Origin of the sequence: Kitasatospora sp. NPDC059747 (genome assembly GCF_042732955.1) — a bacterium.
Lineage (GTDB): Bacteria > Actinomycetota > Actinomycetes > Streptomycetales > Streptomycetaceae > Kitasatospora.
Genome location: NZ_JBHWGV010000027.1, coordinates 38,189 through 57,365, shown reverse-complemented (window position 1 = coordinate 57,365; position 19,177 = coordinate 38,189). Strand labels below are relative to the sequence as shown.

Annotated in this window: 20 protein-coding genes; 4 read left to right on the top strand and 16 right to left on the bottom strand. The window is 72.3% G+C overall.

What is annotated here, in order from left to right:
• Window positions 1-182 precede the first annotated feature (182 nt).
• Window positions 183-950, top strand: coding sequence for an ABC transporter permease subunit (locus tag ACFV4G_RS14715; RefSeq protein ID WP_380440142.1), 768 nt, complete (start codon window positions 183-185; stop codon window positions 948-950).
• 29 nt (window positions 951-979) lie between these two features.
• Here the strand turns inward: ACFV4G_RS14715 and ACFV4G_RS14710 are convergent, their stop codons facing one another.
• Window positions 980-1,300: an ATP/GTP-binding protein gene (locus ACFV4G_RS14710; RefSeq protein WP_380440140.1), complete on the bottom strand. Its 321-nt coding sequence runs from the start codon at window positions 1,298-1,300 to the stop codon at window positions 980-982.
• Window positions 1,301-1,689: 389 nt separating this feature from the next.
• Between ACFV4G_RS14710 and ACFV4G_RS14705 the strand changes: the two genes are divergently transcribed.
• Window positions 1,690-2,856: an LLM class flavin-dependent oxidoreductase gene (locus tag ACFV4G_RS14705; RefSeq protein WP_380440189.1), complete on the top strand. Its 1,167-nt coding sequence runs from the start codon at window positions 1,690-1,692 to the stop codon at window positions 2,854-2,856.
• A gap of 102 nt (window positions 2,857-2,958) precedes the next feature.
• Here ACFV4G_RS14705 and ACFV4G_RS14700 read toward each other — a convergent pair whose 3' ends face one another.
• On the bottom strand, window positions 2,959-3,351 hold the full coding sequence (locus tag ACFV4G_RS14700; RefSeq protein ID WP_329927961.1) for an SCO5389 family protein: 393 nt from the start codon (window positions 3,349-3,351) through the stop codon (window positions 2,959-2,961).
• Between the two features lie 486 nt (window positions 3,352-3,837).
• Here ACFV4G_RS14700 and nucS point away from each other — a divergent pair, with 486 nt between their 5' ends.
• Entirely contained in the window at window positions 3,838-4,497 is a 660-nt protein-coding gene (nucS, locus tag ACFV4G_RS14695; RefSeq protein ID WP_355252708.1) for an endonuclease NucS, read from the top strand.
• A gap of 4 nt (window positions 4,498-4,501) precedes the next feature.
• Here the strand turns inward: nucS and ACFV4G_RS14690 are convergent, their stop codons facing one another.
• The 5 genes from ACFV4G_RS14690 to ACFV4G_RS14670 form a co-directional block, all read right to left on the bottom strand.
• The gene (locus ACFV4G_RS14690; RefSeq protein ID WP_380440138.1) at window positions 4,502-6,802 is read right to left on the bottom strand and encodes an ATP-binding protein; all 2,301 of its coding nucleotides are present in this window, start codon (window positions 6,800-6,802) and stop codon (window positions 4,502-4,504) included.
• A 250-nt stretch (window positions 6,803-7,052) separates the two neighbouring features.
• On the bottom strand, window positions 7,053-7,376 hold the full coding sequence (locus tag ACFV4G_RS14685) for an STAS domain-containing protein (protein WP_380440136.1): 324 nt from the start codon (window positions 7,374-7,376) through the stop codon (window positions 7,053-7,055).
• A 410-nt stretch (window positions 7,377-7,786) separates the two neighbouring features.
• Window positions 7,787-8,656, bottom strand: coding sequence for a 3-hydroxyacyl-CoA dehydrogenase family protein (locus tag ACFV4G_RS14680; protein ID WP_380440134.1), 870 nt, complete (start codon window positions 8,654-8,656; stop codon window positions 7,787-7,789).
• Window positions 8,657-8,856: 200 nt separating this feature from the next.
• Window positions 8,857-9,507 carry a response regulator gene (locus ACFV4G_RS14675; RefSeq protein WP_380440132.1) on the bottom strand — a complete coding sequence of 217 codons (651 nt, stop codon included), beginning with the start codon at window positions 9,505-9,507 and terminating at the stop codon, window positions 8,857-8,859.
• Window positions 9,504-10,715: a sensor histidine kinase gene (locus ACFV4G_RS14670; RefSeq protein WP_380440131.1), complete on the bottom strand. Its 1,212-nt coding sequence runs from the start codon at window positions 10,713-10,715 to the stop codon at window positions 9,504-9,506. The genes ACFV4G_RS14675 and ACFV4G_RS14670 overlap by 4 nt, the downstream gene beginning before the upstream one ends.
• Window positions 10,716-10,872: 157 nt before the next feature.
• Here ACFV4G_RS14670 and ACFV4G_RS14665 point away from each other — a divergent pair, with 157 nt between their 5' ends.
• Window positions 10,873-11,472 (top strand): hypothetical protein, encoded by a 600-nt coding sequence (locus ACFV4G_RS14665; protein WP_380440129.1) that lies wholly within the window; start codon window positions 10,873-10,875, stop codon window positions 11,470-11,472.
• 4 nt (window positions 11,473-11,476) lie between these two features.
• On the opposite strand, the gene ACFV4G_RS14660 is transcribed toward ACFV4G_RS14665, so the two are convergent.
• The 9 genes from ACFV4G_RS14660 to atpE form a co-directional block, all read right to left on the bottom strand.
• Window positions 11,477-12,049, bottom strand: coding sequence for a cob(I)yrinic acid a,c-diamide adenosyltransferase (locus ACFV4G_RS14660; protein WP_380440127.1), 573 nt, complete (start codon window positions 12,047-12,049; stop codon window positions 11,477-11,479).
• An 86-nt stretch (window positions 12,050-12,135) separates the two neighbouring features.
• Entirely contained in the window at window positions 12,136-12,636 is a 501-nt protein-coding gene (locus ACFV4G_RS14655; protein WP_218201846.1) for a DUF2550 domain-containing protein, read from the bottom strand.
• 148 nt (window positions 12,637-12,784) lie between these two features.
• Window positions 12,785-13,168: a F0F1 ATP synthase subunit epsilon gene (locus tag ACFV4G_RS14650; protein ID WP_329927969.1), complete on the bottom strand. Its 384-nt coding sequence runs from the start codon at window positions 13,166-13,168 to the stop codon at window positions 12,785-12,787.
• Between the two features lie 184 nt (window positions 13,169-13,352).
• On the bottom strand, window positions 13,353-14,798 hold the full coding sequence (atpD, locus tag ACFV4G_RS14645) for a F0F1 ATP synthase subunit beta (RefSeq protein ID WP_380440125.1): 1,446 nt from the start codon (window positions 14,796-14,798) through the stop codon (window positions 13,353-13,355).
• 2 nt (window positions 14,799-14,800) lie between these two features.
• Window positions 14,801-15,712, bottom strand: coding sequence for a F0F1 ATP synthase subunit gamma (locus tag ACFV4G_RS14640; protein ID WP_380440123.1), 912 nt, complete (start codon window positions 15,710-15,712; stop codon window positions 14,801-14,803).
• Between the two features lie 32 nt (window positions 15,713-15,744).
• The gene (atpA, locus tag ACFV4G_RS14635) at window positions 15,745-17,319 is read right to left on the bottom strand and encodes a F0F1 ATP synthase subunit alpha (RefSeq protein ID WP_380440121.1); all 1,575 of its coding nucleotides are present in this window, start codon (window positions 17,317-17,319) and stop codon (window positions 15,745-15,747) included.
• Between the two features lie 156 nt (window positions 17,320-17,475).
• Window positions 17,476-18,291 carry a F0F1 ATP synthase subunit delta gene (locus ACFV4G_RS14630; RefSeq protein ID WP_380440118.1) on the bottom strand — a complete coding sequence of 272 codons (816 nt, stop codon included), beginning with the start codon at window positions 18,289-18,291 and terminating at the stop codon, window positions 17,476-17,478.
• Complete coding sequence (locus tag ACFV4G_RS14625; RefSeq protein WP_380440116.1) at window positions 18,288-18,845, bottom strand: F0F1 ATP synthase subunit B; 558 nt, start codon at window positions 18,843-18,845, stop codon at window positions 18,288-18,290. The genes ACFV4G_RS14630 and ACFV4G_RS14625 overlap by 4 nt, the downstream gene beginning before the upstream one ends.
• A gap of 34 nt (window positions 18,846-18,879) precedes the next feature.
• Window positions 18,880-19,116 carry an ATP synthase F0 subunit C gene (atpE, locus tag ACFV4G_RS14620; protein WP_350879602.1) on the bottom strand — a complete coding sequence of 79 codons (237 nt, stop codon included), beginning with the start codon at window positions 19,114-19,116 and terminating at the stop codon, window positions 18,880-18,882.
• Window positions 19,117-19,177 lie beyond the last annotated feature (61 nt).

The following is a 19,177-nucleotide window of genomic DNA, read 5'->3' as shown; positions in this document are numbered from 1 at the left end:
CCGCGCCCCCGTCCCGCTGGGGGGGCGCGCCCCGCCCCGCGCGTCGCCCGCGGGCGCGGGGCCCCCCCCCCCCGCCCCCCGCGGGCGCGCCCCCCCCCCCCCCGCGCCCGGCGTGTGGGGCACCGGCTGGCAGCCCGGCGCCGAACAGGCGGCCGCCCCGGCCGGACAGGAGGAGAACTGAGATGGCGTCCTTCCCCGCGATCCTGCGCTCCGAGTGGACGAAGATCCGCAGCGTCCGCTCGACGGTCTGGACCCTCGCGCTGACCTTCGTCGTCACGGTCGGCATCGGCGCGCTGCTGTCCCTGCTGACCAACAACAACTTCACCGAGTTCCGGCGCAACGACCAGAGCCCGTTCGACGCCACCGGCACGGCCTTCTCCGGCATCATGCTCGGCGAGCTCGCCATCATCGTCTTCGGCGTGCTGGCCATCGGCAACGAGTACAGCACCGGCATGGTCCGGGTCAGCCTGGCCGCCGTCCCGCAGCGCGGCACCCTGCTCACCGGCAAGGCCGTCGTCCTCGGCTCGCTGGCCCTGGCCGTGTCGGTCGTGACGGCCTTCGTCACCTTCTTCATCGGCCAGTCGCTGCTCGGCTCGCACTCCACCACCCTCGGCGAACCGAACGTGCTGCGCGCGGTGTTCGGCGCCGCGCTCTACCTGACGATGCTCTGCCTGTTCTCGGCCGGCGTCACGGCGATGCTGCACAACCAGACGCTCGCGCTGGGCGTGCTGGTGCCGTTCTTCTTCCTGCTCTCGCCGATCCTCTCGGCGGTGCCGAAGGTCAAGACGCTCGCGCACTACTTCCCGGACTACGCGGGCTCGCGGATGCTGCTGGTGTACGAGCAGCACGGCCAGCCGTACGGACCGTGGGCCGGTTTCGCGATCTGCCTGGCCTGGACGCTGGCCGCCCTGGCCGGCGGCGCGCTCGTGCTCAAGAACCGCGACGCGTAAGGCGGTTGACCGCCGGCCGGAGCGACGGATCAGTACCGCGGAGCGCCGCGGCCCCGCAGCACGTTGGAGGCCCGGCGCTCCCGCGCTCCCCAGCACGCGCGGTGCCAGTGCCGCCGGTCGTCCACCCCGGCGCCGTGCATCGGCCAGGCGACCACGTGGCCGACCCCGGACGGGATCTCCTGGTCGCAGCCCGGGCAGCGGTAGCTGCGCCCGGACGTCCCGGCGACCGTCTGGACCACCCAGTCGTCGCCCTGGTAGCTCTCGGTGCGGCGCAGCGAACCGCCCAGCGGGGCGGCCGGTTCGTCCGCCCGGTGGGCGGCGCTCTTGATCCGGTTGTGGCGGGGCGACACGGCGACTACCTCTCTCCGGTGGCTCGGGACCGTTCCAGCCTACGGCCGGGCACGACCCCCGAGAGCCTCTATCACGGCATCACGCGCCGGTTCGGGGTTTCCGGCGAGATCCACCCGATCTTCCCCGAAATTCGTGGTTCGGCGTGCCATTGGCACATGACATCCGATACCCACAAGGGGAACAGGCGGGGCCCGCAGACCCTGCGCGCACCCGAGGAGGCCCACCGATGTCCAAGACCACCGCCCGCGCCGAGACCCGTCGGCCCGTCGGGGTCCGGCCGCCCGCCCCCGGGCCCGCGCTGACCACCGTTCCCCCGGTGACGGCCGCCGCCGGCGATCCGCTGCCCGCCGCGCAGCGGGCCGCCGCGTTCCCCGCGGACACCGCACCCATCCGGGTCGGCGCCTTCATGCTCTCCGCGCAGTTCCCCGGGCAGAGCCACGGGGAGGCGCTCGACCGCACCGTGCGCGCCGCCGTCGAGGCCGAACGCGCGGGCCTGGACAGCGTCTGGCTGGCCGAACACCACTTCGTCCCGTACGGGGTCTGCCCGAACGCCGCCACGCTCGCCGCCCTGCTGCTCGGCCGCACCCGCCGGATCGGCGTCGGCACCGCCGTCAGCGTGCTGTCCACCGCCCACCCGGTGGCGCTCGGCGAGCAGGCCGCGCTGCTGCACCTCACCTCCGGCGGGCGCTTCACGCTCGGGGTGGGCCGCGGCGGCCCGTGGATCGACCTGGACGTGTTCGGCAGCGGCGTGGACGCCTTCGAGAACGGCTTCCCGGAGCGGCTGGACCTGCTGCTGCGCTGGCTGCGCGGCTCCCGGGTCGGCGCGGACGGGCCGCAGTTCGCCTTCCCCGAGGTCGCCGTCGTCCCGCGGGCGACCGAGCCGCTGCGCCGGCCCGGGCTGGGCGCCTGGCTGGGCCTCGGCGACCCCGGCGGCCGGGTGCGCCTGCCGCGTCAGCGCCAGGACGTCGAGGGGGCGGGTGCGAGCCTCGGCGCGGGCGACGAACTCACCCCCGCCGGACGGCCGGTGGCCGGCCCGCCGGTGGTCGTCGCGTGCACGTCCCCGGCCGGGGTCAGACTCGCCGCCGAACGCGGCCTGCCGATGCTGCTGGGCATGCACTCGGGCGACGACGACAAGCTGAACATGCTGGAGCTGTACCGCAGCGCCTGGCTGGCCGCCGGACGCGACGAGGAGCAGCTGCGCCGGATCAACCGCCGGCACGTCGCGGCCGGCGTGGCCCAGGTCGACGACCGCACCTCGACGGCGCGGGCCACGCTGCTGAGCGCGATGCCGGGCTGGTTCGAGTACGGGCTCGGCGCCCACCGCACCGTGGACGGCCGGGAGCGCAAGATGCGCGACCCGCACCAGTACACCGAGTTCCTGTGCGACCTGCACGCGGTGGGCACCCCGAAGCAGTGCGCCGACCGTCTGCTGGCCACCGCCGAGCGGACCGGCATCCGCCGCTTCGCACTGCTCGCCGAGGGCAGCGGCGACCGCGAGGCGACCCTGCACAACATCGCCCGGCTCGGTTCGGAGGTGCTCCCGCAACTGAGCTGAACCGAGCTGCCGCACCGCCCGGCCGGACCGAACCGCGCCGCCCCCTCCCCCCGCACCGGGGGAGGGGCCGACGGCGTTCCGGCGCCGCCGTGAGCGGGTCGATCAGCAGTCCCGCAGTTCCTCGGACTGGTTGAGCAGCTGCTCCCGGACGGACGTGAAGCGGTCGAACCGCGCCTCGTTGGCGTCGGACGGCAGGAACACCGCCACCCGGTGACAGTTCTGGAAGGCCAGCCGGACCCCGAAGTGCCGCTGCAGGGCACCCCGGATGGCGTCGCTGGCGAGCGCCCGCAGGAGCTGGCCGCGGGCCTGCTCGCTGGGCGGCGGTACCTGGTTGTCGGCGAAATCGGTGCCGTCGACCTTGGCCTGGGCGACCAGCGAGCTGATCAGGTTCCAGGCGTACGGCAGCGAGACGCGGACGCAGTCGACGAATTCCCGCTCGTCGACCTCGCCCCGCTCGGCCTTTTCGAGCAGGGCCGGTGAGACGTCGAGCGACATGGATTCTCCTCTCGCGGACCACCCGCGCGCGGCGCGCGGGTGGTGGTGCGTGGTCCGAAGCTCACAGTGAGGGTGGGCGAAATCGCACGGGATGTCCGGAACAGCGACGGAACGGCTGTTTCCGGCGCCGTGCGAAGGGTGCGGCGGCACCACTGGACGTAACGTCCCGGATACCGACCGCTTCAGAACAGCGTGTCAGTCAACGGCGGGCCAGGCCGGTGGTTCCTAGGGATTGCTCCGTAAATACGCCGTGGTGCACCAGAATGGCCGGATCCTGTCGGATCGTTCATCTGAAGTCTCCATCCCCGTTGACAGCGGCCCCGCACGCATGCCGTCACACACGGTAGCGACCCCAGCGTAGGGGCGCCAGACCGCGGGAGGCATCCCCGGAATCGCCGAACCTCCATGTTCGCGGGGTTCGCGCTTCCTTCACCCCGTCGTCGCGGAATCGCATCAACTGGCCCCGGTGGGCTAGCGTGGTCGACCGTGCGTCTCGTAATTGCCCGCTGCTCAGTCGACTATGCCGGTCGGCTCTCCGCCCATCTGCCCTCCGCCACCAGGCTCATCCTGGTCAAGGCCGACGGCAGCGTCAGCATCCACGCCGACGACCGCGCCTACAAGCCGCTCAACTGGATGTCCCCGCCGTGCGTCCTCAAGGAGGCCGACGGGGTCTGGACGGTGGAGAACAAGGCCGGCGAGAAGCTCATCATCACCCTGGAGGAGGTGCTGCACGACTCGTCCCACGAGCTCGGGGTCGACCCGGGCCTGATCAAGGACGGCGTCGAGGCACACCTCCAGGAGCTGCTGGCGGACCGCATGGAGGTGCTCGGCGCCGGCTGGTCGCTGATCCGCCGCGAGTACCCGACCGCGATCGGCCCGGTCGACATCCTGTGCCGCGACTCCGACGGGGCGACGGTCGCCGTCGAGATCAAGCGCCGCGGCGAGATCGACGGCGTCGAGCAGCTCACCCGCTACCTCGAACTCCTCAACCGGGACCCGCTGCTGGCCCCGGTCAAGGGCGTCTTCGCCGCGCAGGAGATCAAGCCCCAGGCCCGCGTGCTGGCCACCGACCGGGGCATCGGCTGCGTGGTCCTGGACTACGACGAGCTGCGCGGCATCGACGACGACAAGCTGAAGCTGTTCTGACGCCTCAGGTCGTCGGCTTCGCGGTCGGGGTGCCCGATCCGGTCGGTGCCGGCGTCGTCGGCTGAGGCGAGGACGTGGGACTCGGGGTCGAGGACGTCGGCGAACTGCTCGGCGCCGGCGGCTGGCTCGGGTGGGTCACGGGCGGCTGCTGCGGCCCGGGCCCCGGCTGCTGCGTCGGCGGCTGCGGGTCGCCCGGAGCGGGCGGCTGCGGCTGCTGCGGGGCGTCCGAACCCGTCGCGCCGGGCGAGCGGCTCGGCTTCTTCGACGCCGTCGCCGAGGCCGACGCCGACGCGGTCGGCGAGTGCGTCGCACTGCCGCTCGCCGAGGGCTCCGGGCTGGTCCCGTTCGCCGCCGGGCTGCTGCCCGGGGCGTCCGCGCCGGCCGTCGTGGCGGCGCCGGTGCTGGAGTGCGGCAGCGGGACCTGCCCGCCGGTGCCGGTGTCGTCCTGGTCGAGCCGGCTGTGCGGGTCGTTGGTCCGCTGCTCCCCCGGCCCGGTGACGCTCATCGCCACCGCCGTGCTGAGCACCCCGAGCGTGAGCACCGCCGCCGACGCGACGACCACCCGCCGGCGCCGGCTCGACCGCAGCCCGGACGGCACCCTGGCCGCGATCTTGCGGATCACCGGACCGCGCGCAGGCGCCGCCGAGGGCTGGGCGCCCGGCAGTTGACGGCCCTCGGCCCGCAGCAGGTCGAGCATCCGGCGCGCCGCCGCGACCCCGCGCTGCTCGCCGACGACGGCCCGCAGCGTGAGCGCGGTCTCCAGCTCGGCGATCGCCTGGGACGGTTCCTGCGCGCAGATCGCGTAGACGCCCAACTCGTGGTGGAACCAGGCCTCGTCGGCCTTGGAGGCGGTCCGCCTGGCGGCCTCCAGACCCAGCTGCAGCGCCCGCTCCCAGGCCCCCCAGCGCAGCGACAGGGCCAGCGCGGGGGCGGCGGCCCTGGCCAGCCGGACGACGGCCTCGTGGCGCCCGGCGGTGCGGTCGGCCAGCAGGACGCCGATCACCACCTCCGCCTCGGCCGCGATCTGCCCGAGCGACACCGAGCTGTGCCCGACCCACCAGGCGAAGTGCTGCGCCGCGCCGTCGACGCTGCCGCGCGCCGGCCAGTGCGGGAGGAGCAGTTCGAGCGCCCCGGCGGTCAGCCGGTGGTGGCCGCCGATGGACACCGCGAGCCCGGCGTCGGCGAGCTCGGCGAGCGCGCTCTCGCCCTGGCCGACGTCGATCAGCGCGGGCAGGTGCGGCGCGGTCGGGCACTCGCCGCCGAGTGCCACGGCGAGCCGCAGCACGGCCTGCGCGGGCTCGCTCAGCCCCTCGGCGAGCCGGACGGCGGGCGAGGCGGTCTCGGCGACGGACGGCAGCGGCACGGTCCGGCGCAGCGCGCCCTCGCGGACGGCCGGGTCGGGGTCGTGGACGGGCCCGTCGACCGCGCCGAAGACGTCCAGGCGGTCCTCCTCGGCGGCGACCAGCGCGTCCACCGCCACGTCCCGCTGGCGCAGCAGCGCGGCGGCCTGGACGAAGCGCAGCGGCAGTCCCTCGGACTCGAACCAGAGGTCGACCGCCCAGGCCTTCTCGGCGACGTCCAGCGGCCGCCCGGCCAGCCGGGCGGCGAGCGCGAGGCAGGCGGCGCGCGAGAGTCCGGCGACGGGGTGGTCCTGGAGCCGGGAGCCGGCCGACAGCGGCGGGGCGGCGGGGTCGACCGAGATCAGGAAGGCGCAGCGGGGGGCGGCGGAGAGCAGCTCCTCCAGCTCGGCGCCGGAGGGTTCGGCGCCGTCGATCACGACGATCGCGCCGACGTCGGCGAGGTGCGCGGCCAGCTGGGCCGGGTCGGGGCGGTAGCCGGGGGCGTGGTGGGTGGCGGCGAACAGCTCCTGGAGCACGTCGGCGGTCGTGCGGCGGTGGCCGCAGAGCTGGACGACGCCGCCGGGGGCGAGGTCGGCGGCGGCCTCGGCGACGGCCGACAGCAGGGCGCTGCGACCGGAGCCGGCCTGGCCGACCAGGCGTATCGAGCGGCCCTCGGCGAGCAGGCCGAGGAGTTCGGCGACGTCCGCCTCGCGGTCGAGCAGCGGCAGGTCGGCGGGCCCGGCACCGAGGGCGAGCGGGCCGACCGCCCGCTCGACGCCGCCGACGGGTCCGCGGGCGGGCTCGCTGCGCAGCACCCGGCGGGGGCGCGGGCGCCACTCCTCGGGGCAGGGCCGGGCCTCGGAGCCGTCCGGCGCGCCGACGCCCACCAGCAGAGCGCCGGAGACCAGCTCGCCACTGCGGGCGCGGACGGCCTCCTGCCGGAACTCACCGGTTGGCTGTGCCACGTTCTGCTCCGCATCGTGCTCGGCCGCCGGCGTGCCGCGCCGGCCGGCTGACGTCTCGGTCGCGGCCGTGCGGGGACCGGGCGGGCATGGCCCGGCTGCGGCGGCCGTCTTCTGACGGGCAGACTCTCGCACATCCGGCCCCGCGTGTGCAGCGCCGTCCCGTCACGCGCGCCCCACGAGGGCCTCGTGCGCCCCCGGAGCGCTTTCCGGAGCGCGTTCGGAGCCCCTTCCGGAGCCCCTTCGGCGTGCTTCAGAGACCGACCCCGTGCGCCTCGGCGACGCCGCCGTCCACGGCGAGGATGCGGTGCAGCTTGGTGGCCACCAGCAGCCGCTGGAGCTGGGCCGGGACGGAGCGCAGCACGAGCCGGCGGCCGATCCGGCCGGCCCGGCGGTGGGTGCCCATGATGACGCCGAGGCCGGTGGCGTCCCAGAACTCCAGGCGGGCGAGGTCGAGCACGAGGTCGCCGAGGCCGGTGTCGACGGCCTGGTGGAGCCGGGCCCGCGCGTCGGCGGCGGTGCGCACGTCGAGGCGGCCCTCGATGGCCAGCGCCCTGTGGTCGCCGGTGATGCGCATGCTCTCCTCCTCCTTCGCCTGGCCGGTCCCGGTGTCGGGGGTGTGGGTCCGCCCCGGCCGTGCCGGGCCGGGGAGCGGGGTGGCCGCCCGGGCGGGCCGTGGCCCCTCGTCCGGAGGCCCGCCTGCTGCGCCGAACGGCGACGGGCCGCGCGCCCGGGCCGGCCGCCCGTCGTTCAAACCTGGGCCCCTCATCTGACGGCGAACCAGCACCGCAGGTTGCTGGTTGCGGTCAGATCTGAAGCAACTTCACTCGTCCGAGGGAATATACGCAGGTAGTCTCCACACCTACGCTCGATTACCGCCCAAATCACCCGTCTGCGGCACCCGGCGTGAGGAAACTCACCCGCCCCGGGCGGGGCGGGTCCTACGATGCTCGATCGCCCGGCCCGCCCGGCCCCGCGGCCCGTGGGTTACTTGCCCTCGTGCCCGTAGAAGCCGCGGCCGCTCTTGCGGCCGAGGTCGCCGGCGGTGACCATGCGGGCCATGACCTCCGGGGCGGCGAACTTCTCGTCCTGGGTCTCCTCGTAGATGTTGCGGGCGGCGTGCAGCAGGATGTCGACGCCGGTCAGGTCGGCGGTCTCCAGCGGGCCCATCGGGTGGCCGAAGCCGAGGCGGCAGGCCTTGTCGATGTCCTCGGCGGTCGCCACGCCCGTCTCGTACAGCTTGGCGGCCTCGACGACCAGGGCGGTGATCAGGCGGGTGGTGACGAAGCCGGCCACGTCGCGGTTGACCACCACGACCTCCTTGCCGACGCCCTCGGCGAAGGCGCGGGCGGTGGCCAGCGTCTCGTCGCTGGTCTTGTAGCCGCGCACCAGCTCGACCAGCTTCATCAGCGGCACCGGCGAGAAGAAGTGCACGCCGATGACGGACTCCGGGCGCTGGGTGGCGGCGGCGATCCGGGTGATCGGGATCGCGGAGGTGTTGGAGGCGAGCACGGCGCCGTCCTTGGCGAGCTTGTCGAGCTCGCGGAAGACGGCCTCCTTGACCTCCAGCTTCTCGAACACGGCCTCGACCACGATGTCGGCCCCGGCGACGGCGCCCAGGTCGGTGGTGGTGGTGATCCGGCCGAGGGCGGCCTCGGCGTCCTCCGCGCTCATCCGGCCCTTGGCGACGAACTTCTCGTACGAGGCGCGGATGCCGGCGAGACCGCGCTGCAGCGCCTCGTCGGTGACGTCCCGCAGCACCACCGGGTGGCCGGCCTGGGCCGACACCTGGGCGATGCCGGCGCCCATCAGGCCGGCACCGATCACGGCGATCTGCTTGCTGGACGCATTGCTCATGGCGGGTCTCCCGATGCCGTCGCCGCCTCGCGGGCGGGCCCTGAAAGCGGCTCAGGGCAGGGGTCGCCGCCCGGTAGAGCCGCGTCGCTCTGGCGGGGACTCTAACGCCCATTTCGTCCGTGCAATAGCAATCGGGAGTGTGATCTGCAACCGACCTGGTCAGGTGAACCAATCAGCCCGGCCGATCGTCGGTGCGATGGTCAGATCATCAGCCCGAGGTCCTGCGCCAGGATCGCCGCCTGCACCCGGCTGCGCAGCCGCAGCTTCGCGAGGATCCGGCTGACGTGCGTCTTCGTGGTCGCCTCCGCCATCGCGAGCCGGGCGGCGATCTCCCCGTTCGACAGCCCGGCGCCGATGCAGGCCAGCACCTCGCGCTCGCGCGGGGTGAGCCCGGCCACCGCCTCCCGGGTGTCCGGCCCCACCGCCCGGTCCGGCCGGGCGAAGGTGCCGATCAGCCGCCTGGTCACCGAGGGCGCCAGCATGCCGTCCCCGCGCGCCACCGTCCGGATGCCCTCGACGAGGGTGTCCGCCTCCAGGTCCTTGAGCAGGAAGCCGGCCGCGCCGGCCCGCAGCGCGCCGTACACGTACTCGTCCAGGTCGAAGGTGGTCAGCACGAGCACCTGGGCCGCGCCGGCGGCCACCACCTCGCGGGTCGCCGAGACGCCGTCCAGGCGCGGCATCTGCACGTCCATCAGCACCACGTCCGGCCGCAGCTCCAGGGCCAGCCGGACGGCCTGCTCGCCGTCGGCGGCCTGGCCGACCACCTCGACGTCCGGCTCGGCCCGCAGGATCATCACCAGCGCCGCCCGCACCGCGGCCTGGTCCTCGGCCACCAGCACCCGAATCGTCACGCGCGTCCCTCGTTCCCTTCGCTCCCCCGGCCGTGCGGCAGCACCGCGCGCACGCTCCAGTTCCCGTCCCGCGGCCCCGCCTCGAAACTGCCGCCGAGCAGCCCGGCCCGCTCCGACATGCCCACCAGCCCGGCCCGCGCCCCCGGCAGCCCGCGGCCCTCCTCGGCGCGGTACGGGCTGTCGACGGCGATCCGCAGCTCCCCCGCCCCGAAGTCCAGCCGCAGCCGCACCAGGCCGGGCCCGGCGTGCTTGAGCGCGTTGGTCAGCGACTCCTGCACGATCCGGTACGCGGCCAGGCCCACCGGCACCGGCAGCTCGCCGCGCTCGCCGTGCTCGCTCAGCTCGAACTCCAGCCCGACGTCCCGGCCGGCCGCGCGGGCCTTCGTCAGCAGCGCGTCCACCGCGGCGAGGTCGGGCGCCGCGTAGGACTCGTCGGCCTCGCCCCCGCCGCTGTCCCGGAGCAGTCCGATCATGCGACGCATTTCGGCCAATCCTTGGACGCTGTTCTCCCGGATCACGGCGAGCACCTCCACCAGCGGGTCGTCCTCGGCCCGCCGCTGGCGCCGGGCCACGGACTGCGCGCCGGTCGCGTGGATCGCGATCGCCGACAGGTGGTTGGCCACCACGTCGTGCAACTCCCGTGCCATCCGGGCCCGTTCGGTGACGATGGCCTCGCGGCGGTCCATCTCCGAGAGCAGCGCGGTCTGTTCGGCGCGCAGCCGCTCGGTCTCCGCCTCCTGCCGGTGCTTGCGCACCACGTCCCCGGTCCACACCGGCGCCAGGAAGACCAGCGAGGTGACCACCACGACGAGCAGCCCGGCCGGCGTCCCGCTGTAGATCAGCGCCAGCGTGGAGAGCACCAGCACGGTGGCGCCGCCGGTCAGGTGCAGGATCCGCGACATCCGCGCGGACCCGTAGATCACCGCCGCGTACAGCAGGTCGGTGTACATGATGGTCGTCGCCAGCAGGCTGCCCGCGAGGATGCTGCCCGCGAAGGCGAGCCCGCCGAGGGAGACCGCCAGCACCGGCCTGCGCCGCCGCACCAGCTCCAGCGCGGCCATCACGAGCAGCGGCGCCACGACGGCCCACAGCGGGAGGTCGTCGGGCCGGTCGTACACCTTGAAGGCGATCAGCACCGCACCGCCGAGCAGCCCGCAGAGGGCGATCAGCCGGTCCAGCGCGCGTGGTGAGAGGGACGGACGGAGCACCCTCCCATCTCACCATCCCCGGCGGACCGCGCCGCTCCGGTCCACGGAGGATCCGGCTACATCGAAAGATGCACGCGGGGACGGCACTCCACGACGACGACGCGAGCGCGCCCGCACACGAGGCTGGTACCACCGCCGACCAGTCCGGGAGCAGAACGTGATCGTCACCCTCATCGTCGCGGCCGAGATCTCCTGGTGGATCGTGCTCGGCCTCGGCCTCAGCGCCCGCTACCTGCTGCGGTGGCGCCGCACCAGCACCGCGCTGCTGATCGGCCTCCCGGTGGTGGACCTCGCGCTGTACGCGCTCACCGTCCTGAACCTGCGGGGCGGCGCCGAGGCGGGCTGGATGCACGCGCTGGCGGCGAGCTACGCCGGTTTCTCGGTCGGCTACGGGCCCTCGCTGGTCGCCTGGGCCGACCGGCACTTCCTGCACCGCTTCGCCGGCGGCCCCAAGCCGCTGCCCGCCCCCAAGTACGGCCCGGAGCGGACCACGCACGAGTGGCGGATCGCCTGGCGCACGGTCGTCTCGGCCGCGATCACCCTGAGCCTGATCAGCCTCCTCGTCCCGCTCTCCGCGGGCAGCGCCCACTTCGGCACCTTCGCCCAGTGGTACTGGAAGCTGGGCATCGCGGCCGTCGTCAACGTCGTCGTGGCCGGCTGCTACTCGAAGTGGCCCAAGGAGGCCCCGGCCGGCGTGACGGTCGTCGACGGCCGGCCGGTCGAGCAGCCCGCCCCGGAGAAGGCCCCGCTGCCCTAGGACGCTAGCGGTTCTCCCCCGGCACCCACAGGACGTCGCCGCGCTCCTTGTTGGCCGCCCTGGCCAGGATGAACAGCAGGTCCGAGAGCCGGTTGAGGTACTTGGCGGTCAGCGGGTTGACGGTGTCCCCGTACGTCTCGATCGCCGTCCAGGTGGCCCGCTCGGCCCGCCGCACCACCGTGCAGGCCAGGTGCAGGTAGGCCGCGCCGGCCGTGCCGCCGGGGAGGATGAAGCTGCGCAGCTTCTCCAGCTGCTCCAGGTAGTGGTCGCAGTCGCCTTCGAGCCGGTCGATGTAGGACTGCAGGACCCGCAGCGGCGGGTACTCCGGGTTCTCGACCACGGGCGTCGCGAGGTCCGCGCCGACGTCGAACAGGTCGTTCTGGATCCGGGTGAGCACCGCGACGACGTCCGGCGCCAGCGCCCCGGCGGCGATGGCCACGCCGATCGCCGCGTTCGCCTCGTTGGCGTCGGCGTACGCGACCAGCCGCGGGTCGGTCTTGGTGGTCCGGCTCATGTCACCGAGCGCGGTGGTGCCGTCGTCGCCGGTACGGGTGTAGATGCGCGTCAGATTGACCATGCGGCCAGACTAGCCGGGCCGGTTAAGCGCCGTTAACCCCAGGCGCCGTCGATCCTGCGCGACGTCGACCCTAGGCGACATCGACCCTAGGCGACGTTGACCCTCTGTCCGGGCGGCGCCGCCTCCAGCCAGGCGAGGAAGCCGGTGAGCGCGTCCTCGCTCATCGCGAGCTCCAGCGGGGCGCCGTTGTGCAGGCAGCGCAGCACCACCGAGCCGGAGAGCAGGGCGAGCTCCTCCTGACCCTCCGGGTAGCGCCGGCCGAGCACCTCGATCTCCCGGCGCGGGAGCACCTTGCGCGGGCGCGGGGCGTACGAGAAGACCCGGAACCACTCGATCGAGTCGCCGCTGTACCGGCCGATACCAAAAACCCACCCCTTGCCGTCGGTCTGTGGGACCGGGGCCGAGGTGGGTTTGCCGTTCTCGTCGAGGTCGGGCTGCGTCGAGGCGTCGGCGGGCATTTTGAGCCGGTAGCTGCAGTCGAACGTGCCGCCCACCCGCTGGATGAGGCGGCGCCGTACCGCGAACGCGACCAGGCCGATCACACCGAGTGCCACGACCGCCGCACACACCACGAGGGCGAGGACCATGCTCACCTACCTCCTCGCTACCCGCGTTCCCCGTATCGGTCGTACAAGGCGACCGCGTTGACCTACCAACTGAGACGACAGTCCCGGGGTCACGCTCGCGCGTCCCCGGGACCGTCGGTCGACCCCGCCGAGGCGGGGTCAGGCGTACTCAGACGTGCGCCTTGAGGCCGCGCGCCGCGAACAGGCGGACCTCGGCGCGACGCTCGGCGTGCGCGTCCAGGTCGGACTTGGCCTGCTCCAGCGCGCGCTCGGCGCGAGCGACGTCGATCTCGTCCGCCAGCTCGGCGATCTCCGCGAGCAGAGACAGCTTGTTGTCGGCGAAGGAGATGAAGCCGCCGTGCACCGCGGCGACGACGGTGCCGCCGTCCACCGTGCGGATGGTGACCGGGCCGGTCTCCAGCACGCTCAGCACCGGGGTGTGACCCGGCATGATGCCGGTGTCACCGGAGGCCGTACGGGCGACGACGATGGTGGCCGCACCGGACCACACCTTGCGGTCGGCTGCGACCAGCTCGACGTGCAGCTCAGCCAACGTGGGCTCCTAGGCTCATGCAACCCCCGATTACTCGGGAGTTTCGGTAAGAATAACGGCCCCGCGCCTCCGGCATGAAACCGGCGGCACGGATTTGACCGGAATCACAGCCGATGCGACGCGAGGGGTGGGTCCCAGGGTTGGGGCCCACCCCTCACGGTCACTCGGCTGCTACCGGCCGCGATTACTTCTTCGCCAGCTCGGCGGCGTTCTTCTCGAGGTCCTCGATGCCACCGCACATGAAGAAGGCCTGCTCCGGGACGGTGTCGTACTTGCCGTCCGCGATCGCGTTGAACGCCTCGATGGTCTCCGACAGCGGAACGGTCGAGCCGTCGACGCCGGTGAACTGCTTGGCCACGTAGGTGTTCTGCGAGAGGAAGCGCTCGATGCGACGGGCGCGGTGCACCGTGATCTTGTCTTCCTCGGACAGCTCGTCCATACCGAGGATGGCGATGATGTCCTGCAGGTCCTTGTACTTCTGCAGGATCCCCTTGACACGGATGGCCGTCTCGTAGTGGTTCTGCGCGATGTACCGCGGGTCGAGGATGCGGGACGTGGAGTCCAGCGGGTCGACGGCCGGGTAGATGCCCTTCTCCGAGATCGGACGCGACAGAACGGTCGTCGCGTCCAGGTGGGCGAAGGTGGTGGCCGGGGCCGGGTCGGTGAGGTCGTCCGCGGGGACGTAGATCGCCTGCATCGAGGTGATCGAGTGACCGCGGGTCGAGGTGATGCGCTCCTGCAGGAGGCCCATCTCGTCGGCCAGGTTCGGCTGGTAGCCCACCGCGGAGGGCATGCGGCCGAGCAGGGTCGACACCTCGGAACCGGCCTGGGTGAACCGGAAGATGTTGTCGATGAAGAGGAGCACGTCCTGCTTCTCGACGTCACGGAAGTACTCCGCCATGGTCAGCGCGGAGAGCGCGACGCGCAGACGGGTGCCCGGCGGCTCGTCCATCTGGCCGAAGACCAGCGCGGTCTTGTCCAGAACGCCCGAGTCGACCATCTCGTGGATGAGGTCGTTGCCCTCACGGGTGCGCTCGCCGACGCCGGCGAACACCGACACACCACCGAAGTTCTCGGCGACGCGGTAGATCATCTCCTGGATCAGAACGGTCTTGCCGACACCGGCACCACCGAACAGACCGATCTTGCCACCCTGGACGTACGGGGTGAGGAGGTCGATGACCTTGATGCCGGTCTCGAACATCTCGGTCTTCGACTCGAGCTCGGAGAAGTTCGGGGCCTTGCGGTGGATGGGCCACCGGACCTCGACCTGCGACTCGAACTCGGCCTTGTCGACGTTCAGCACCTCACCGAGGGCGTTGAAGACCTTGCCCTTGGTGATCTGGCCGACCGGCACGGAGATGGCGGCACCGGTGTCGGTGACCTGCGCGCCACGGACCAGGCCGTCGGTCGGCTGCATCGAGATGCCGCGGACCAGGCCGTCGCCGAGGTGCTGGGCGACCTCGAGGGTGAGGATCTTCTTGCCCGAGCCGTCGGGGTTGTCCACCTCGACGTGCAGGGCGTTGAACATGTTCGGAATGGCGTCGACGGGGAACTCCACGTCGACGACCGGGCCGATGACCCGCGCGACGCGGCCCGTCGCCGTGGTCGGCTCAACAGTGGTGGTCATACTCATTCGCTCCCGCGGCTAGCGTCGGCGAGGGCGTTGGCGCCACCGACGATCTCGCTGATTTCCTGGGTGATCTCGGCCTGACGGGCCGAGTTGGCAAGCCGCGTGAGCGACTTGATGAGCTCGCCGGCGTTGTCCGTCGCGCTCTTCATCGCGCGCCGGCGTGCGGCGTGCTCGGAGGCGGCGGACTGAAGCAGCGCGCTGTAGATCCGGCTCTCGACGTACCGCGGCAGCAGGGCGTCGAGGACGCCCTCGGCCGACGGCTCGAAGTCGTACAGCGGGAAGATCTCCGCCTTGGCCGGCTGCTCGCCCTGCTGGACCTCGTCCAGCTTCAGCGGCAGCAGCCGCGCCTCGACCGCGTTCTGCGTCAGCATCGACACGAACTCGGTGGAGACGATGTGGATCTCGTCCACGCCGCCGGTCTCGGCCGTGAAGGCCTCGATCAGCTCGGCCGCCACGACCTTCGCGTCGCCGTAGCCCGGCTTGTCCGAGAAGCCCGTCCACGACTGGCCCACCGCGAGGTTGCGGAAGGTGTAGTAGGACAGACCCTTGCGGCCCACGATGTAGGTCACGACGTCCTTGCCCTCGCCGCGCAGGCGCTCGGAGAGCACCATCGAGGCCTTGATGGCGTTGGACGAGTAACCGCCGGCCAGGCCGCGGTCCGCCGTGATCAGCAGGACGGCGGCGCGGGTGGCGTTCGGGTTCTCGGTGGTGAGCGGGTGCTTGGCGTTGGACCGGGTGGCCACCGCCGTCACCGCCCGGGTGAGCTCATCGGCGTACGGGGTGGAGGCGGCCACCGCGCGCTGCGCCTTGCCGATGCGCGCCGCGGAGATCATCTCCATCGCCTTGGTGATCTTCTTCGTCGCGGTGACAGAGCGGATCCGGCGCTTGTAGACCCGAAGCTGTGCTCCCATGGGTCGTTACGTCCTTTCCCTCGCTACCGGACTCAGGCCTGCTCGCCGAGGAGCTTGCCGTCGGCGGTGGTGAAGCCCTGCTTGAAGGCGGCGATCGCGCTGGTGAGAGCGTCGATGGTGCCGTCCTCCAGCTTGCTGGTCTCGACGATGCCGGCCAGCAGGTCCTTGTGCTGCAGGCGCAGGTGGTCCAGGAACTCGCGCTCGAAGCGGCGGATGTCCGCGACCGGGACGTCGTCCAGCTTGCCGGTGGTGCCGGCCCAGATGGAGACGACCTGCTCCTCGACCGGGAACGGCTGGTACTGGCCCTGCTTCAGCAGCTCGACCATGCGCGCACCGCGCTCCAGCTGGGCCTTGGAGGCCGCGTCCAGGTCGGAGCCGAAGCCGGCGAAGGCCTCCAGCTCGCGGTACTGGGCGAGGTCCAGGCGCAGACGGCCGGCGACCGACTTCATCGCCTTGATCTGGGCCGAGCCACCGACGCGGGAGACCGAGATGCCGACGTTCACGGCCGGGCGGATGCCGGCGTTGAACAGGTCGGACTCCAGGAAGCACTGGCCGTCGGTGATGGAGATGACGTTGGTCGGGATGTACGCCGAGACGTCGTTGGCCTTGGTCTCGATGATCGGCAGACCGGTCATCGAGCCCGCGCCCAGCTCGTCGGAGAGCTTCGCGCAGCGCTCCAGCAGGCGGGAGTGCAGGTAGAAGACGTCACCCGGGTAGGCCTCGCGGCCCGGCGGGCGGCGCAGCAGCAGGGAGACGGAGCGGTAGGCCTCGGCCTGCTTCGACAGGTCGTCGAAGATGATGAGGACGTGCTTGCCGTCGTACATCCACTCCTGGCCGATGGCCGAACCGGTGTACGGGGCGAGGTACTTGAAGCCGGCCGGGTCGGAGGCGGGAGCGGCCACGATCGTGGTGTACTCCAGCGCGCCGGCCTCCTCCAGGGCGCCGCGGACGGACGCGATGGTGGAGCCCTTCTGGCCCACGGCGACGTAGATGCAGCGGACCTGCTTCTTCGGGTCGCCCGAGCGCCAGTTGTCACGCTGGTTGATGATCGTGTCGATCGCCACGGCGGTCTTGCCGGTCTGGCGGTCGCCGATGATCAGCTGACGCTGGCCGCGGCCGATCGGGGTCATCGCGTCGATGGCCTTGATACCGGTCTGCATCGGCTCGTGGACCGACTTGCGGACCATGACGCCGGGGGCCTGCAGCTCCAGGGCGCGGCGGCCGGTGGCGGCGATCTCGCCCAGGCCGTCGATCGGGTTGCCCAGCGGGTCCACGACGCGGCCGAGGTAGCCGTCGCCGACCGGGACCGACAGGACCTCGCCCGTGCGGCGCACGGTCTGGCCCTCTTCGATGCCGCCGAACTCGCCGAGGATGACGACACCGATCTCGCGGGTGTCGAGGTTCAGCGCGAGGCCGAGCGTGCCGTCCTCGAACTTCAGCAGCTCGTTCGCCATGACCGAGGGGAGACCCTCGACATGGGCGATGCCGTCCGCCGCGTCAGTGACCGTGCCGACCTCTTCCACAGAAGCGGCGTCCGGCTGGTACGACTGGACAAAGTCGGCCAGCGCGTCCCGGATCTCCTCCGGACGGATCGTAAGCTCCGCCATCAGGCTTCCCTGCTCTCCTAGTTTGCGATCCTCGGCCCGCCATTGAGGGCCGCAAGTATTCGACTCTCGGCCGGGTCTGCCGAACCGGCCGTACGATGTGCCGGCTCCGTTGGGAGCCGGTTTCCCGACCGAGGGTCGGATGTGCTGCTTCGGTACTCAGCCTTCGAGCGACTGGCGAGCGCCTTCGAGGCGGCTCGACACGGTGCCCTCGATGATCTCGGCGCCGATCTGCACCCGGACCCCGCCGACGACCTCCGGGTCGACGTCGATGTTCAGGTGGACCTGGCGGCCGTACATCCGGCCCAGAGCACCGGACAGGCGCTCCTTCTGTGCGTCCGACAGCGGCACCGCGGTGGTGACCAGGGCCACCACCCGGCCGCGACGCGCGGCGGCGAGCTTCGAGTAGGACTCCAGGCCCTGCTCCAGGCTACGGCCACGCGGCGCGTTCACGAGGGCGGTGACCAGCCGGACGGTGCCCGCGTTGGCGCGGCCGCCGAGCAGCTTCTCGATCAGCTCCGCCTTGGCGGCGGTGCCGGCCTTCGGCTCGGTCAGCGCGGCGCGCAGCTCGTGCGAGCCGGCCACGACGCGGCCGAAGCGGAACAGCTCGTCCTCGACGTCGTCCAGCGCGCCCGCCTTGTCGGCGGCGATGACCTCGGCGTACGCGGCGAGCTGCTCGGTCGCGTCGACCAGGTCGCGCGAACCGGACCAGCGCGAGCGGACCAGGCCGGCCACCAGGTCGGCGGTCTCGCCGGAGACCTGACCGGTCAGCAGCGAGGAGACCAGCTGGGCCTTGTCCTGGCCCGACCGGGACGGGTCGGTCAGGACGCGGCGCAGCGACACCTCACGGTCCAGCAGGACCGTGACGGCGGTGAGCTCCTCGGCGAGCTTGACCGCGTCCACCGAGGTGGAGTCGGTCAGGCTCTCCAGGTTCTGCCGCCCGGCGGCGAGGGCCTCACGGCTTGCGCCGATCACTTGGCCGCACCCTGAGCAACGGCGGCCTTGGCCTCCAGCTCGTCCAGGAAGCGGTCGATGACGCCGCTCTGCCGGGCGTGGTCCTCGAGGGACTCACCCACGATGCGGGAGGCCAGCTGGGAGGCCAGCGAACCCACGTCCTGGCGCAGGGCGGCAGTCGCCTGCTTCTTGTCGGCCTCGATCTGCGCGTGACCGGCGGCGACGATGGCCTCGCGCTGACGCTGGCCCTCCTCGCGCATCTCGGCGAGCTGGGCAGCGCCCTGCTCGCGAGCCTGCTCGACGATGCGGGCAGCCTCGTGACGCGCCTCGGCGAGCTCGGCGCGGTACTGCTCAAGCAGGGCCTGGGCCTCGGCCTGAGCGGCCTCGGCGCGCTCCATGCCGCCCTCGATGGCGTCCCGGCGCTCCGACAGCACCTTCTCGATGCTGGGGAGGAGCTTCTTGCCGAGCAGACCGAAGACGATGAAGAAGCAGAGCAGGCCGATGATCACCTCGGGCCACGCGGGGAGGAGAGGGTTCATCTTCTCCTCGGCCGCGAGCGAAAGCACGGGGCTCATATCTGGACCTTCCTCAGAAAGGGTCTACGGCGGATTACTTGTTGCCGAAGACGAACGGCATGACGATGCCGATGAGGGCGAGCGCCTCGGTCAGCGCGAAGCCGATGAACATGTTGGAACGGATGAGACCGGCAGCCTCGGGCTGACGGGCCATGGCCTGGACACCGTTGCCGAAGATCAGACCGACGCCGATGCCGGGGCCGATCGCGGCGAGGCCGTAGCCGATGGAGGCGACGGAACCGTAGACGTTGCCCTCAGCGAGGATGCTCATTGACGTTGTCCTTTGCAGGGGTGGTGATCCGGTGGTGATTGGCCACCGGGCGATCCGGGAG